Source organism: Bacteroides sp. (assembly GCF_030151085.1).
Lineage (GTDB): Bacteria > Bacteroidota > Bacteroidia > Bacteroidales > Bacteroidaceae > Bacteroides.
On sequence record NZ_JASLER010000023.1, the window covers coordinates 26,622 to 43,707 of the forward strand.

Consider the following 17,086-nt stretch of genomic DNA (forward strand, 5'->3'; position numbering starts at 1 on the left):
AGCTATTAAAAATTAGGTAACAACCCCTTTTTACTAGTAAGCAAACTATCAGATAGCAATAATGTACTTTTTTTGCATCCGTAAATTTGATTATTAAACCAATTTAAAGTACAAGCCCAATGAAAAAGTACTGCTGCCTACTCTTGTTCTTTTTGGCATCTTCTTGCCTGTTAGCACAATCTCCCATGTCACCCAAGTTGCACACACACAATGGTAATCCTTTGCTGGACTTTATGTATGTTGCCGATCCAACAGCCGTAGCTTACGACGGACGAATCTATGTCTATGGTACAAACGACCAACAAGAATACGATTTAGTAGGAAAAGAAAAAGAAAACAGTTATACACATATTCATTCGTTGGTTATGATGTCATCTGACGATATGGTTAACTGGACTTATCATGGGTTCATCGATGTTAAAGCATTATCGCCATGGGGGCAGGTGTCGTGGGCTCCGTCCATTACCTCTCGTAAAGAAAAAGATGGGAAAACACATTTCTACCTTTACTATTCACACGGGGGTGGAGGGGTAGCCATGCTGACTTCCACATCTCCTGTAGGTCCCTGGCACGATCCGTTAGGGAAAAATTTGATTAGCCAAAACACACCAGGGTTAGTAAATTGCCCCGCTCCCTTCGATCCGGGAGTGACAATTGATGAAGAAGGAGTAGGCTGGCTGGCTTTCGGAGGTGGCGATAATGGATTTGGAGATTATATGCCGGGAACTCCCCGTATTGTAAGATTAGGCAAAGACATGATGAGTCTGGATAGTGAAATAGCAGAAATACCAGCTCCTTATTTTTTTGAAGCAAGCGAACTCAATTTTATAAATGGAACATGGGTTTATACCTACAATACTAATTGGAAAGAAAGAACAACCTGGCCCTATTCCGGCATTGATAAACCCAGTAGATGCTGCATGAGCTACATGACAACCCAGACTCCGTTAGATAAAGATAGTTGGAAGTATAAGGATAACTATTTCAAGAACCCTGGCGATTATGGCATGCCTTGGGGTAACAACCATACACATTTGGAGAAGTTTGAAGGAAATTATTATTTGTTTTATCATAGTTTATCTCTGCAAAACTTCCGGGGTGCAAAGAATGGATATCGGAATGTGTGTGTAGAGAAGATTGATTTAGATGAAAACAATGTGATCATAAATATGGGAAGAGCGACTTCCGAAGGTCCGGCTCAACTCAAATTAATGAACCCCTACAACTGGCAACAAGCAGAAACTACATTTGCTACCTTAGGAGTTAAGTTCGCACCAACTCATACACCCGGCAATATGGTAGCCATAGGATCAGAGAAAGGACAATGTATTGAAGTACATGGAATCAATTTTTCACAGGTACCCAATATCTTTGAAGTCAAAGTAGAAGGTAAGGGACAAATTGAAGTACGACTAGATCATAGTAAAGGCGATCTTATAGCACTATTGGAATTTGATAATGATACATTTAGTCCTGTTTCAACCAAAGTGCAACAAAAAGTAAATGGAACACATAATCTCTGCTTCGTCTTTGGAAAAGGGAACTTCAAATTTGATGAATGGAGATTTAAAAGCAAATAAAATTATAACAGAAAGAGGGTGAATTCCATGGCGTCTCCATAAAATTCACCCTCATATTAAATTAACCTATCTAAACCATGTACAGAGTTCTGTACGCATTCATCAATAACCAGGATTCTGATATGCTTTCTTTTCTTCGGCAGACATCTCCATACCATCGAGTTGTCCTTGTGGGATAGGACGCAGATAGTGGTACTTCTCAATCGTGCGTGTATAAGTTTTAGGAGTATGGTCGCCCTTAGCACTACCACAGATTATATAAGTATCTGCATATTCGTTCCACTTCTGCGTACGAACCAAGTCAAACCAACGATAACCTTCTCCATAAAATTCACGTGAACGCTCATCCAAAATATAGTTGATGTCAATCGTAGCAGGAGTAGCTGCCGTCATGGCTGCACTGTTATCTGCAACTACTTCTTTATTCATAGCATTACTGAATGTCCACTTACCGGCACGGGCACGCAATACATTAATAAGTTCGCGGGCACTTTTTCCTGCTTTCACTGTTGCACCCTCTACAGCAGCTTCTGCCGCGAGTAGATAAAGTTCAGAGAATTTGGCAATATTAAAAGGACGGGTGCTAGCTGCATTCGGTTGTCCCGCTCCTGTACCATTATCTGTACGATATGGGCCTAGCTTCCAGAATCCGGGATATACAATACGGCTGATACCATCCAAGTCAACGACATAATCGGCACATCCCGGTAGAGTTCCGGCTCCAATATTACTGCCACCGGCATCAGTCGGATATGTGATATTTGCATCATTCTCAGTAAGGAAAGTCAGGAGAGGATCACCTTCTTTCACCTCCATATCATTAGCATTCTTAACAGAAGTCCATGTCTGATTATTGGTTGACCAATTGCCACGATACACAGTAACAAAAGTTCCATCAAAACGGGAATCATTCTTCTTATCGGCAAAAGTCTTGAAGAATACACCTTGAGGAGGAGCCATACGCGTCCAAGGACGACCATACGACTGTTCAGCAATACGAATAATCGGATTGACTTTTGCACCATTAACTGTAGATTGAACATCCGTATAGTTCCAAGTCATCATCCAGCCGGCAAAGTTATCAGGAGCAGAACCACTACCATAAGTCAAACTACCACCGTTATAATATTCATCTTCCTGTGTATGATCAGCGTAAAGCAAAATTTCTTTATTACGATCGTTAGGCCCTAAATTTACTCTGTAGAAACTGCTTTCCAAACCATAAGATCCGGGATTATCAATAGCTTCAGTTGCTACATTGTAGGCTTGTTGGAAATACCAATCAGCATCATGACCATCAGGATCTGTGCGAGCACATTCGGGATAAGTAGGAATATCATTAGGATTCTTCAACCACCAGGCATAAGTCAAATATGCTTTAGACAAATACAAACGGGCTACGGTCTTAGTCACTCCTCCTGTCATACGAGGTGCATCCGGCAAATTCTCAACGGCAGTCAACAAATCAGGAAATATAGCCTTTGTATATACTTCAGGAACAGTGTTACGTACAGAGGTACGTGAAGGGGTAATATTGAATTTCAATTCACCAGCACCTAAATCCAATGGAACTCCGCCAAAGGTCTGTACCAACAAGAAATAATCGAATGCACGGAAAAAGCGCGCTTCAGACACAAGAGATTCCTTAACACCTACTTCCGCCCCATTCTCAATTACACCATTGGCTGTATTTATATTAGAAAAAGCGACTCCCCAAATCACATCCGAACGGCTACTACTGGCAGTCAAACTGCCTACACCGGATAAATCGGCATCTTTAAAGTTTCCATCGGCAGACTGAGCATAAGTAACTTCATCGGTTCCTGTCAAACAAGAATTATAGTAGTAAGCTTGTCCATAAATATAGCGCAAATGCGCATACATAGAGGTAATACCACCTTCTACTCCTTTTTCAGTTTTAAAGAAAGTCGGGTCATAGGCGCTACGTGGTTGTTCATCAAGAATACCTGAACAAGATGTAGCCAAGAACATAGCCAATGCGGCTGTTCCCAAAACTCTTATCTTTGTAAATATTGGTTTCATAGTGATCGAATGCTTAATTAAAATGTCAAGTTAATACCAAATAAATAATTACGAGTAGAAGGTGCATTAGTACCTACAGTCAAGAATCGGTTCTGAATGCCGCTTGTTACAGCTACATTCTCATTTCCATAAGAGTTGGTTTCAGGATCTAATCCTGTTTCCTTGTGGAATGGAGAACAAATGATAAAAGGATTCTGTACTGTTATATAAGCACGCAGACTCTGAACACCCAAATGCTTCAGCCATTGCTGTTTCTCAAAGTTATAACCCAGTGAGATATTGCGGACTTTCCAGTAAGAAGAATCAAAATATCCCAGTGTACTACCATATTTCGGGTTATCACCACTTTGGATACCACCCGGTTTCGGATACTTAGCATTCGTATTCTCTTCTGTCCAATAGTCTACATCTACTTGTCCACGACGTCCTGTCAGCATATTCAGATAACCATTAGAATGATGTAATGTACTGATTAGTTTACCTCCGTATCTGAAAGCAGTGATAATATTCAAGTCAAAACCTTTGTAAGCTACGCGTGTGCTGAAACCACCTTGGAATTTCGGTTCCATGCTGATAACCTGACGGTCTTCCGGACCAATCTGACGGGTCGGAGTTCCATCTGCATTATAATCACCGGTATATTTCACTTTAATCATACCTACGTTTCCACCCGGTTCAAGAATATTGAGATAAGGATCGCCTTCCTGCCATAAACCAATCTTTTCATAATCATAGATGGCATCAATAGGATGACCCACAAACCAGTTGTTTGCCTCATCTTTGCCATCTTTATCTCCATTAGAGGCAAGTTCAGTCAATTTGTTACGGTTAGCGGCAAGATTCAGACTGGCATCCCAAGTCCAACCATTATAGTTATCAAGAATAGTACCATTCAAAGTGAATTCAATACCCTTATTCTCTGATTTACCGACATTACCCACGTAACTGCTTACACCTGAGGTAGAAGGTAGATTGACACTCTGTAATAAATCATTCGTTCTCAATACATAATATTCCAATGTACCGGACAAACGACCATTAAACATCGTAAAATCCAAACCTAAGTTCAAAGTAGAAGAATATTCCCAACCTAGATCAGGATTAGGTAATGCAGAAACATAATATCCTGTAGAGTAACCGGTAGAACCAAAATTATAAGGACGGGTAGAAAGGCTACCAAGAGTAGCGTATGGATTTACCGATTGATTGGAAGTCTGACCATAACCTACGCGCAGTTTCAAAATATCCAACCATTTGACATCCTCCATAAAGGATTCCTGACGAATATTCCAACCCGCAGATACAGCTGGATAAGTGTGCCACTGATGTCCTTTTGCTAGACGTGAAGAAGCATCTGCACGTACTGTAGCCATCAACATATAACGATTGTCGTATGTATACATAGCACGTCCCATCCATGACATCAAACCACTCTTCTGATAATCCCAATCACTAGGATTGACGGTGATAGTACCTTCTGCACGACCTATATTATAATATTGAAAATATTCAGCCGGAATATCTTTACCTGAAAGTTTAGACTTGGTATATACTGTTTGTTCCGCAGAATACATACCCACAACATTAAACTGGTGTTTACCAATAGTACGATCGTAAGTCAACAAGTTTTCAACAGCCCAGTTAGTAGTCTCCGAGTGTGACAAGGAAGCTGTAGATGGAGTTGTTACAGTAGTACTGTTTACACCTTCACCGGTGAATGAGCCACCTTTGCTCGAACGATAATTCAAACCCAAGTTTACACGATATTTAAGTCCTTTAATCCATGGGCACTGTATTTCGGCAAACAAGTTATTATAAGTACCGTATGCTTGCGTTTCGCTCAACCAAGTATCTTCAAGACTCTCTGCAACATCACGGGTTAGTACAAATGTCTCATCTTGAGCCATCTTTACTGTACGTTTCAGAGTACCGTCTTCGTTATATGGATTAGCAATGGGTGTCATGGACAATACATTATAAAGACCGATATTCGAGCCTTTCGTCACATTATAATTAGAGTTAGTTGTCAAACCGAAACGGAAGTATTTACCTACGCCCTGATCGAATGAACCACGTAACGAATATCGAGTATAGTTTTGAGTAGGAATAACGCCTTGGTCTTTATAATAACCGGCACCAAAGCTATAACTACCATTATTAGTACCGCCTCCTACACTGATATCATGACTCGTTACCATACCATTACGATACATCAAGTCTTGCCAATCAGTATCAGTATCATCCGATTCATCCAACGAATTAGTAAATTTACCTGCATACTTACGCATCTCTGCATACTTCTGCCCGCTCATCATAGGGTATTTGGAGAAAACTTTCTTCAGTCCTACATAACCATTGTATGTGAACTTAGCCGGAGTACCTTGAGCACCTCTCTGAGTTGTAATCAAAATAACACCATTGGCACCACGTGAACCATAGATAGCAGTAGAAGAAGCATCTTTCAGGATATCCATGCTCTTGATATCGCTTGGATTAATATCAGACAAGTTTCCCATGAAAGGAATACCATCCAAAACAACCAACGGATCATTGGAAGCATTCAGAGAACGTGTGCCACGAATACGAATCTGCATCGAAGCTCCCGGTTGTGAAGAAGTCTGAGCCATGTCCACACCGGCAATACGATTCTGTAAAGCATAGGTAATGTTCGTAGCAGGAACTTCGCGTAACTTATCACCTTGTACGGAAGCGATAGAACCGGTAACATCCGACTTACGTGCCGTACCATAACCAATAACTACGACTTCCTCCAAAGCTTTAGAGTCTTCATTTAAGGTAACTTTCAGATCCGCATTACCTTTTACCGGTATCTCCTGGGTAATATATCCTATATAAGAGATTACCAAGATTGCGTTCTTCTTTACCGAGAGTGAGAAGTGACCGTCCAAATCGGTTATCATACCATTGGTCGTACCTTTTTCTGTAACATTAGCACCGATAACCGGTTCACCAGTATTGTCTATTACCGTACCCTTTACTGTAATACCCTGTGCAAAGCCCCACAGAGGTATCAAGCAGAGTAAAAACAATAGCCCAAAGGCTTTAAAGTTGAAATTAGTGTCTTTCATAAAAACATGCTTAAATTAATAATATAAATGGTTAATTCTAATCGAGTAATAGTAATAAGGTATTATTCTACGTTTTCATACTTATTATTTTAAAGGTTAAACATTCTCTGAGTTTATCTGCAAAACCGAAATAACACTATCGATTTACTTTCATGCAGACAAAGTTATTAACTCGTATGAAAACGGCTCAATGATTATGATACATGTTCTTTATTCCGTGTTACAGCATTCTGAAATGATGTAACATTATATTTCGACCGCATTACATAATACAATTAACATGCAGTATATCAACATTATATAACAATCATTTATAAAAGAAGAAAGCACTAAATTATAAAGTCAAACAACACAAATACAATAGTATTTATACTTAAAAGAGCACGATTTCCACTATTGGATAATCGTGCTCTTATATATTAAGAATAAATTTGTTTAGTAAGAGTTATAAAGTCTCAGGAGCTCCTAAAAATGAAGGTTTCAATCCCCCGAAATCAATCATGATTTTCTGTATAACCAAAGCAGGATCCAAAGGACGGATACGCAATGTATGTTTTCCATTCTTTTCCAATGCATGTTTAGTCTGCGTATCAATAACATGTTCTGCCTGCCATTTACCCAAATCACCACGATAATCACCATTAATATTCACTATTTGTTCTTCTCCCCCATCCAGGCTTACAGCATAACGCAGGCCCCTATTATTATTAAAATTCAAGGTTGAGGAGAAACGTACCAAGACAGACGTCTCACCACAATATTCTGCTTCAAAATCATATTCCAGATACATGCCATTATCCGGTGTTACAGTACAGGGAGAAGTGGTTACGGCAGATAAAGTACGTCCTAGATTGGGAATTGTAATCCATTTAGCAGAAGTTCCGTTGGAGGAACGGGTATAGTGTTCAGCCTCTATGGATATATAACCCTCTTTCTCTTTAAATAAGTAAGGTGCAGAGGCCATACGTGTTTCAGGGATTACAGAAACTTCGGGCATACTATTATATTTAGGATCATTCCAAGATGTATATCCGATATGTGTCTGATCCATCATATGATTCCATTTACCTCCTCTGATAATGTGGTTATAGTGATAAGTCAATACAGAATCACGCTCAAAACATTCACGTACTTTTCCAGCCCATTGATTGGCTTTAGGATCGTTATTCCGGGCGAGATTGCGATTCATGGCAAGTGCATAATACATATCATACAGATTGGAACATGCCTGAATGGGGAAAAGTACCAATTGGTCAAAAGCATCTCGACGATTTTCAGGCATTAGATAATAGAGTTTCAAAGCATCCAAAGCCAATGCAGAGTAGTCGTCTCTCACTTGCTGCCATTCGTTATAGTTCTCCAAACTATAGGTTTTATCATTCAGCAGTTCGGGAGTGACACGGCGGTTGTATTTCGTATAAGTATCCATCAACCGGGCAGCTTCTTTGGCATACTTTGATCCGAATTGTTGCTTGCAGAAGTTTTCCACATGCTGAAAAAGATTATTCTCATTGAACTGATGAGGATTCCATGCCATGTCCAGGAAGAAAGTTATAGGATATTCCATCGGTTTGAAATCGCCGACATTCACTACCCAAAGCTGACGCACGCCATATTCATAAGTCAAAGTCATCTGTTCCCAGGTACGTTGTATTTGGGTAATATTAATCCACTTGGAATTTCGCGGCGCACCTACATAGTCGAAGTGATAGTACATGCCGTAACCTCCTTTACGAGGGCGTGCATTCAGATCAGGCAATTTACGTACATTTCCCCAATTATCATCACACAGCAGCAGGGTCACATCATCAGGCACACGCATGCCTTTATCATAGTATTCCTGTACCTCTTTATATAGTGCCCAAACTTGGGGAGTCTCAGATGCTTTCTTTCCGGTTGCTTTGGCAATGATTGCACGCTGGTCTTTGACAATATTCTGAAGCAAAGAAATATTGGCACTTTCGCTCATCGGTTCGTCACCATCACCACGCATGCCAACGGTTATAACAGCTTCCCAATCTTTGCAACGTTCCATTCCTTTTTGCCAAAAGTCACGAAGAGTTGCACCATTCTTCTTATAATCCCACACACCGGTTCCGCGACGTTTCCAGTCTTGTTGTGCCAATCCTAACGGTTCATGGTGGGATGTTCCCATTACAATTCCCATTTCATTAGCGAGTGGACCGTTCAGAGGATCATCATCATAGAAGGCACTGTTCCACATGGCGGGCCACATAAAATTACCTTTCAGGCGAAGTACCAATTCGAACAGTTTTTCATAGAACTTACTGTTAAAGCCACCAAAAGTTTGTGTTGCCCAATTCCCTAATGAAGGCCATTCATCATTGAGGAAGATACCACGATACTTCACTGCCGGTTCGCCGTCAGTATAAGTTCCTGCCCTAATGAAGATAGCGTCCCGTTGGTCTACAGGCACATCCGCCCAATAATACCAAGGAGATATGCCTATTTGTGTAGACAGTTCATAGACTCCATAGATAGTGCCGCGTTTATCACTTCCGGCAATAACCACCGCTTCATCTACTCCAGCCAACGGTTGCTTTACGGTACAGATGATGTATTTTTCATTTTTCCCTTGCAAGTCATCGGCATTGATCTTGCCGGATTGAACGAGTTGCTTTATCCAGCTACTATTGTCCAACGAACCGATAATCAGTATACGTTTCCCGGTCGGAGCGTTCGTCAATTCCGGTTTTATACCGGTTACCTTCAGTGCATCTGTTTGTAAGTTATCAACTGCACGGAGTACTCCTTTGTCTTCCTGCTTATCCACTAAAATAGGACACGCCTCTCCCTTACGTATCCAAGCAAAGCCAATAGGGTCTGTAGTTACAAATCGCTCCGTCGCGACCAATGGTTGCAGAAAGAACAAGCCTATCAAACATCCCAAAATCCAACTGAAATTTCTTTTCATAGTACACATATAATCTTAACTATTATTACTTCCACAAATATAGCCAATGCCAATAACAGTAGACATTTATAGTGATACGAGTACTTTAGATGACATTACATGAAACTGCAAGTACGTTACATTTTCTTCCTTATACGTTACAGACTGCCTGATAATCATCTTATAACAAATAATAAGAGCATTCCTTTTTTACTAAATAATCGAATTTCTTCGTACTCATTTGAACCAATGCAGGGCGGGTATGTTGTCTAAGCAAAACTGATTTTAATAATAACCATTAAAACTAACTAGATTATGAGTTGCAAAAGTTCTAATTTCTGGATCGGACTGGGAATAGGTTCGGCTGTAGGTGCATTAGCCTATCACTTTTCACGTACCCAAAGAGCAAAAAAGCTGAAAGAAGATGTATATGATGCTATCAACAAAATCAGTAACGAAGCTAAAGAAGCACTGAACTCTGCCGAGGAACATGCTATGCATGCAGGTGTGAAGGTAGCTGATAAGGTAGCAGGCAAAGCGCATGAAGCTGCTGATAAAGCTGACAATTTGAAGGACAAAGTACATGACATCGCAGATCATGCTAAAAAGTAAGAAAGACGTGAGGGAAGACATCAATCCATTGTAGTCTTCCCTCTTTTTATGAATTATTCTGTTTGTAAACTCCGACGATTCAATATCTCATCTATATGATCCAGTGCCCAACCCACTAAAGACTCGACATGTGGCATCAGACTATTACCTGTTTCGGTCAGACAATATTCTACGCGAGGTGGAACTTCCGCATACACTTTCCTTACTATTAATCCGTCTGCCTCCAGCGAACGAAGAGTTACCGTCAACATGCGCTGAGAAATATCTCCAATAGTCTTCTGAATATCACAGAAACGCATCGTACCATTCGACTTCAGAGTAACCAGTATAAGCATAGACCATTTATCTCCCAATCGGCTTAGTACATCCCGTATCGGACAAGCACCGGTGTAATGAAAACTTTTCATTTTTTAACCTTTCCTAATTCGTTGAACTTCAACATTAGTTACATTGTTGTAACTATCTAACTTTCAAGTGCGTTCTTGCTATTACCAAACAAGAAGCGTAACTTTGCTTCACAAAAGTAATAAACTTACTGAAAATAACTATTGTCTCACTTAATAATTATAATTATGGCAAAGAATGTTGCAGTTTTAGCAGTGAACCCGGTAAACGGATTCGGTTTATTCCAATATTTGGAAGCGTTTTTCGAAAATGGTATTTCTTATAAAGTATTTGCAGTAGCAGATAGCAAGGAAATCAAAACGAATTCCGGTATTGCCCTTGTTGCAGATGATATAGTGGCGAATTTGAAAGGACATGAAGAGGAATACGACGCGTTGGTATTCGCATGCGGTGATGCAGTCCCAGTATTCCGTCAGAATGCAGATAAGCCTTATAATGTTACAATGCTGGAAGTAATCAAAAACTTTGGTGAAAAAGGCAAAATTATGATTGGACATTGTGCTGCCGCTATGATGTTCGATTTCGTGGGTGTAACGAAAGGCAAGAAAGTAGCTGTTCATCCTTTAGCAAAGCCTGCCATTCAAAACGGAGAGGCTACTGATAAACCATCAGAAGTAGACGGAAATTTCTATACTGCAAAAGATGAAAACGATATCCACACAATGATATCACAAGTAATTGCAGCCTTGAAGGAATGATAGACAAATAAAAAGTTCTATTGCCTGTGTTATTAATGGCAATAGAACTTTTTATTTACTCTATTTCTTAAGCTATTTACTAATATTCTACAATTACTATATCCTCTTTAAAATCTTTGCACTTTATTTGCACTTCGCCATTAGGTGCAATTAAAGTACTTCCACCTACATAATCAATTCCGGCAAGATCTGTACCGGCACAATTCACTGCAATTACATAAGCTTTATTCTCTACGGCACGTTCCGACAAAAGCCTGTTCCAATCTTCACTACGGGATGCAGGCCAATTAGCAATATAGATGGCAGTATCGTATCGATCGTTATTTCTACTCCATTCCGGGAAACGAAGATCATAACAGATATAGGTAGCAAAACGTCGACCTCTCCAGTTCAATACCAATTGCTTATCTCCAGGAGAAAATGCACCTTTCTTGAAACAGTTATGTTTGTCGTAATATTGGTATTCTCCATTAGGAAATACAGCCAAAAGCCTGTTGTAATACTTTCCCGCTTCTTTATATATAGTAGAACCGATAACTAATGCATCCGATTGCTTTGCCCACTTCTTCATCTTTTTGATAGTAGCAGAATAATAAGAAGCAACTTTATCTTTAGAACTGATAGCTTCTTCCTTATTCTTCTGTTTCATCTCACAGCCGGATGTGAATAATTCGGGAAATACAATTACATCACAATCCCTACATTGCTGAACACGCTTTTCAAAGGCCGATAAATTAGCCTTAACATTTCCCCAGGCAAGATGAGGCTGAACAAGTGCCACACGGCAAAGAGCAACATCACATTGGTCTGCAACAACAGTATCTTGTGCTTGGATTGGAAAGACAATGGATAATACTACCCAAAATAGAATGAATCTATAACTTATCATGATTTCTATTACTTATTATTTACTCCATATCCAAATAAAGCAAAATCTCCCAAACACGGGTCATCCGGAAATACCTCGGCCAATGCATCGGTTATCCGGCGGGCGTTCTTTAGAGAAAAGGTTTCTGTCTCCGTGAGTTGCAAAGCATACGCCACACGACACACATGTGTATCTAAAGGAATTATCAAATCCCTTCTACTATAACTCGTCCAAATTCCCAAATCAACCTCAGAGTCTTTCCTAATCATCCAACGCAAAAACATATTCAGCTTCTTCTGAGGACTCTTGGCAGATACTTCCAGAAATGCACACAGTTTTTCCATAGGAGAACCCGAATGCATCAACAAAGCATCTTCCAATGAGTCAAAACTGGAATAAGCTTTATTTAGCCGCCTAAAGTATTCATTAAAATCAGAATAGGTGAGCATGCGATAAAAGCTACTTTTTTCTGTAACGGGGAAATCTTTCTCCCACTGATGAGACAAGACGTATTGATAAGGAGAATCCCCCATTTGCACATGAAGTTCATCTGCCTTTTTAAGAATTTGTTTACGGTTGCCAAAACTCATAATAGCTGTCAGCAGACCACTTATCTCAATATCTTGTTTCCGGATGTAACGATGTGGAAACTGTACCGGATCATTTTTAATAAAGTCGGTACAATGATAGGTATCCGCCCATTCCAATAGTTGCAACTTTATATCTTCAGTCATCTATCTGTAGTTTTTCGTAATTGAGATGCAAAGATATCCTATTTATCAGTTGCTAACGGTAGAATCTTTATTAATTTCTCCAAAATCAATCCATTCAATCTTCCTCCATAAAAAGTTGAAGATATTTTTGTGATAATTGTATATTTTCTAGCTAAATATGCTTTTTACTCTAGACGAATATAAATTTAATTGGTTATCTTTGTAGCAATTAATGAACAAACAAGCAATAATATGAAAAAAGCTCTATTAGGATTTGCTGCTCTCGCTACTATTTGTTTGACTCAGTCGTGCATGCACGATATATCGAACATTGAAGAGCCACCAGCTACCAACGATTTTAAAGATTTGAAAGTATCTCCCATTTTTGACTGGGTAACCTCTAAAAACATCACTTGTACAGTAAATTCGGATGCACCCACGAAAGTAGAAATTTATACTGATGAAGCGTGCGAGGAAGAGTTACTAGCTACATTCATTACTCAAGAAGGTAGTAACCAACTTGCCGTGAGTATAGCACAAGCTACAAATAAGCTGTATTTGAAATACACTACATCATCGGATGCTACGAAAATATTAACTACAACAGTAAGCAATGGTACTGCAACGTTTTCTGTGACTGGTGGAGCACAAGTGCTAAAGGCTGAATCCAGAAATGCGATGACTAGAGCAGATGATATGCCGATATTTGATGGTGGAGCTTATATATCATATCCGGCAAAGTGGGGAACAGTCATGTTCGAAGATCAATTCCCAGCTTTAGGTGATTACGATTTCAATGATTTCGTTGCATCCTATCAAATTGCCCTTGAATTCCCTTGGGATGGTGAAAAGTATAATACAGAACTCGTCCATCAAGTCAGGGTACACTTAAGATTAAAAGCTATAGGTGGCATATTGAAATTCACTCCATACGTTAGAATAGTTGGATTGAATAAATCTATCGTGAGCATGCCTAATCCTGCTTATAATCGACCAGAATACCCAAATCCCAAAATTTTAAATAATACAATTGACAAAGTAGAAACATCTCTTGTTGAAAGTCCACTAACCAATGATGTTATTGTTGAATTTAAAAATCTCAATGCAAGTAACCCTTATGCAGTGAAAGACTCTCCTTATTACAATACGACTCAAGGAAAAACAACTAAGGATAATCAATTAACTGAAGTATGGGTATATCTCGCTTTGAGCAAAGAAATGAAAACTAGCGATTTGTTAGATAACAATATAGATATTTTTCTCGCATCAGACGATAAAACAAAAGAAATTCACTTAAGAGGTTTCAAACCCGTATTTAGTGAATATGACTACAACTTAGAAGGCATCAGCAAAGACACACCATATGCATCGGACAAAAATCTTATATGGGGGCTTAAAGTAGCTTACCCAATTCCACATGCAGTAGAAAGGGCTAACTTCTGTACCGTTTACCGTAATTTTGCAAGTTGGGCAGAAAGTGACGGCAATAGCAATCTTGATTGGTACGATAGTAATACAGATCAGGATAATTTGATAAAATGGGCTAAATAGAACATTATACCCAAAGTAACTTAGAGGCTGCCTCAATTACTGATTAACTTTTTTATCAGTAATTGAGGCAGTCTCTTTTTTATATCAAAGAATTCCTATTTATAGCAACATCGGACAAGTCCCCTATTTCTTTTACCTCTATCTTTGCATCGTGAAAACCAATAGAAACATGGAAAATAAGAAGACAACGCAAGAAGAATATCAAAAGTGTGTAAATGCAGTGATAGATTACATCAATCTTCATCTCGGAGAAGAAATTGACCTGAAGTCTTTGGCCAAGATTTCCCACTTCTCTCCGTTCTATTTCCACCGCATAATGAAAGCATTCTTGGGCGAACCCATCGGGACATTTATCGTCCGGACACGTACCGAAGCCGCCGCACGATTGCTGCGTTACTCCGACATGCCAATAGCAGATATTGCCTACCGTATCGGATACTCCTCGCCTTCTTCATTATCCAAAGTATTTAAACAATTCTATGGCATTTCACCTTTAGAATACCGTAACAATAAAAACTTTGTAATTATGAAACCAGCTATTATCCGTCCCGATCTTGACCTAAAACGAGAAATCAAAGAAGTTCCCGCCCGTAATGTAATCTACCTTCGTCTATTTGGAGATTATAAACTAAACGATTATTGTGGCACATGGATGCGCCTTTTCCAGTTTATCAAAGAACAAGGACTGCCCATGGGCGAAGTCATGCCACTCTGCATTTATCATGACGACCCCAAAGTAACACCAGTCGATAAACTTCGCACTGATGTATGCATGATCATGCCCGAACGAGTTACTCCCAAAGGTGATGTAGGCTTCAAACTGATTCCCGCCGGTCGTTATGCCATCTTCCTGTATAAAGGTTCATACGAATATCTGCAAGCCGTATATGACACCATCTACGGAAAGTATATTCCTGAGATGGAATGCACACTCCGCAACGAACCTAGTGCAGAACGCTACATGAATGACCCTGCTAACACTGCCCCCGAAGATTTGCTAACTGAAATCTACATTCCAGTAGAATAAACCTCTGTGCAAAATCGGTAAATATACAAGGGATAATGTAGATAAAGACCATACATTATCCCTTTATACACTGTGTATAAGGCTATTTCCCATCATGTCAAAGAGTAAAAAACACAGTACATTCATTCAAAAAGTACAAAGATTAGAGAAGATAACAACAGATGTTACGAAGAAAAAACTAACTTTGTATACTTTCAAAACAAAGGTAAGGTTGCAAACATTCATACTAAGACAAAATGGATAAAACAGAAATTAAAGCCGATGCATCACGCATCGCCGCCTGCGGACTCTACTGTGGAGCCTGCCGGAAGTACATAAAAGGAGCTTGTCCCGGCTGCCATCAGAATGAGAAAGCAAGTTGGTGTAAGATTCGGCAATGCTGTCAGAATAAAGGCTATGCCACCTGTGCCGAATGCGAAATGAACGTAAAAGAATGCAAGATACACTCCAATTTCATAGGAAAAGTATTTGCTTTCTTATTTAATTCCGACCGTGCCGCCTGCATCCGCTATATAAAAGAAAATGGTGCAGAAGCTTTCGCGCAAGAAATGGCACAACGCAAAATACAAACAATAAAAAGAAAATAATCTGGAATATCCATCTTTTTTTGTTATCTTTGTGCCAAGGTCGTGAGTTATGAATTATTATCGCATAGTTCTTCTTTTTAATATTGGCATTATTATTAGTAAGTAGTCCTCTTCTTTAATCATCCTTCCCCCTCACTCCTTACATTACTGATTCGCATTATATAAACTGAGTATTCATTAAATAATAGTTCAATGGCAAAATCCATCACAAGTAGTAAGCGTGATAACGAAAAAAAGAAAAATCAGAAACGAGAAGAGAAACAGAAGAGAAAAGAAAGCAGAAAGTTGTCCGGCACAAATAGCTTCGACGACATGATTGCCTATGTAGACGAGAATGGAATGATAACTTCCACTCCGCCGGTTGAGAATGCTAAGAAAGAGGAGATCGATATAGAGAGTATCGTAATATCAACACCTAAAAAGGTAGAAGAAGAGCCTGCTATCTTAAAAGGTCGGGTTGAGTTTTTCAATGAGGCCAAAGGATTCGGCTTTATAAAGAATCTCTCCGGAGTTGACAAGTACTTTTTCCATATCAATAATGTAACCGATGAAATCGTAGAAGGGAATATCGTAACATTTACCCTTGAAAAAGGATTAAAAGGATTAAATGCTGTAAACGTCTGCCTGGTACCTGCCACAGAACCTAAATAAGTTTCCATCTAAAAAAGAAGTATTCCCTTGCCTTTCTGCCTATTTTTTACGAACTTGCATGTTCATTTAAATAAAAGAATCATTATGGAATACATCATCAATCACTTGCCCGAACGCCATTTGTTCACAACTGAGATTGAAGGCTATACTGCTTATGTAGAATATCGTTTGCAAGACGAAAGTCTGGATATTCTACATACAATAGTGCCTCCCCCACTAGAAGGGCGTGGCATCGCCGCTGCTCTAGTAAAGAAGGCCTATGAATATGCTTCAGAACAAGGATTAAAGCCGAAAGCTACCTGTTCGTATGCGGTAAAATGGTTGGAAAGACATCCTATCGGCTCATGA

Annotated in this window: 14 protein-coding genes; 8 read left to right on the forward strand and 6 right to left on the reverse strand. The window is 39.4% G+C overall.

The genetic code is table 11. The features are described from left to right. Nucleotides 1-119 precede the first annotated feature (119 nt). A complete protein-coding gene (locus tag Q1W14_RS04430) occupies nucleotides 120-1,580 on the forward strand; it encodes a glycoside hydrolase family 43 protein (RefSeq protein WP_300699583.1) in 1,461 nt (486 codons plus the stop codon). A 102-nt stretch (nucleotides 1,581-1,682) separates the two neighbouring features. On the opposite strand, the gene Q1W14_RS04435 is transcribed toward Q1W14_RS04430, so the two are convergent. The 3 genes from Q1W14_RS04435 to Q1W14_RS04445 form a co-directional block, all read right to left on the reverse strand. Further along, nucleotides 1,683-3,623 (reverse strand): RagB/SusD family nutrient uptake outer membrane protein, encoded by a 1,941-nt coding sequence (locus tag Q1W14_RS04435; RefSeq protein WP_300699584.1) that lies wholly within the window; start codon nucleotides 3,621-3,623, stop codon nucleotides 1,683-1,685. Between the two features lie 17 nt (nucleotides 3,624-3,640). Then, the gene (locus Q1W14_RS04440; RefSeq protein ID WP_300699585.1) at nucleotides 3,641-6,712 is read right to left on the reverse strand and encodes a TonB-dependent receptor; all 3,072 of its coding nucleotides are present in this window, start codon (nucleotides 6,710-6,712) and stop codon (nucleotides 3,641-3,643) included. A gap of 445 nt (nucleotides 6,713-7,157) precedes the next feature. Further along, nucleotides 7,158-9,647: a glycosyl hydrolase 115 family protein gene (locus tag Q1W14_RS04445; protein WP_300699586.1), complete on the reverse strand. Its 2,490-nt coding sequence runs from the start codon at nucleotides 9,645-9,647 to the stop codon at nucleotides 7,158-7,160. Nucleotides 9,648-9,941: 294 nt separating this feature from the next. On the opposite strand from Q1W14_RS04445, the gene Q1W14_RS04450 reads away from it, so the two are divergent. Continuing rightward, entirely contained in the window at nucleotides 9,942-10,238 is a 297-nt protein-coding gene (locus Q1W14_RS04450) for a YtxH domain-containing protein (protein ID WP_300699587.1), read from the forward strand. Nucleotides 10,239-10,291: 53 nt separating this feature from the next. On the opposite strand, the gene Q1W14_RS04455 is transcribed toward Q1W14_RS04450, so the two are convergent. Beyond that, nucleotides 10,292-10,645 (reverse strand): helix-turn-helix domain-containing protein, encoded by a 354-nt coding sequence (locus tag Q1W14_RS04455; protein WP_300699588.1) that lies wholly within the window; start codon nucleotides 10,643-10,645, stop codon nucleotides 10,292-10,294. Nucleotides 10,646-10,810: 165 nt separating this feature from the next. Between Q1W14_RS04455 and Q1W14_RS04460 the strand changes: the two genes are divergently transcribed. Beyond that, nucleotides 10,811-11,341, forward strand: coding sequence for a DJ-1/PfpI family protein (locus Q1W14_RS04460; protein WP_300699589.1), 531 nt, complete (start codon nucleotides 10,811-10,813; stop codon nucleotides 11,339-11,341). A 79-nt stretch (nucleotides 11,342-11,420) separates the two neighbouring features. Here Q1W14_RS04460 and Q1W14_RS04465 read toward each other — a convergent pair whose 3' ends face one another. Together Q1W14_RS04465 and Q1W14_RS04470 are read right to left on the reverse strand one after the other, a co-directional pair. After that, complete coding sequence (locus tag Q1W14_RS04465; protein WP_300699590.1) at nucleotides 11,421-12,230, reverse strand: nitrilase-related carbon-nitrogen hydrolase; 810 nt, start codon at nucleotides 12,228-12,230, stop codon at nucleotides 11,421-11,423. 8 nt (nucleotides 12,231-12,238) lie between these two features. Then, a complete protein-coding gene (locus Q1W14_RS04470) occupies nucleotides 12,239-12,943 on the reverse strand; it encodes a TIGR02757 family protein (protein ID WP_300699591.1) in 705 nt (234 codons plus the stop codon). A gap of 231 nt (nucleotides 12,944-13,174) precedes the next feature. On the opposite strand from Q1W14_RS04470, the gene Q1W14_RS04475 reads away from it, so the two are divergent. The 5 genes from Q1W14_RS04475 (at nucleotide 13,175) to Q1W14_RS04495 (ending at nucleotide 17,086) form a co-directional block, all read left to right on the forward strand. Continuing rightward, nucleotides 13,175-14,473 (forward strand): LruC domain-containing protein, encoded by a 1,299-nt coding sequence (locus Q1W14_RS04475; protein ID WP_300699592.1) that lies wholly within the window; start codon nucleotides 13,175-13,177, stop codon nucleotides 14,471-14,473. A 169-nt stretch (nucleotides 14,474-14,642) separates the two neighbouring features. After that, nucleotides 14,643-15,500 carry a GyrI-like domain-containing protein gene (locus Q1W14_RS04480; protein WP_300699593.1) on the forward strand — a complete coding sequence of 286 codons (858 nt, stop codon included), beginning with the start codon at nucleotides 14,643-14,645 and terminating at the stop codon, nucleotides 15,498-15,500. Between the two features lie 236 nt (nucleotides 15,501-15,736). Then, nucleotides 15,737-16,087: a DUF3795 domain-containing protein gene (locus Q1W14_RS04485; protein ID WP_300699594.1), complete on the forward strand. Its 351-nt coding sequence runs from the start codon at nucleotides 15,737-15,739 to the stop codon at nucleotides 16,085-16,087. Nucleotides 16,088-16,279: 192 nt separating this feature from the next. Next, nucleotides 16,280-16,738, forward strand: coding sequence for a cold-shock protein (locus tag Q1W14_RS04490; protein WP_300699595.1), 459 nt, complete (start codon nucleotides 16,280-16,282; stop codon nucleotides 16,736-16,738). 84 nt (nucleotides 16,739-16,822) lie between these two features. Beyond that, nucleotides 16,823-17,086 (forward strand): GNAT family N-acetyltransferase, encoded by a 264-nt coding sequence (locus Q1W14_RS04495; protein WP_300699596.1) that lies wholly within the window; start codon nucleotides 16,823-16,825, stop codon nucleotides 17,084-17,086.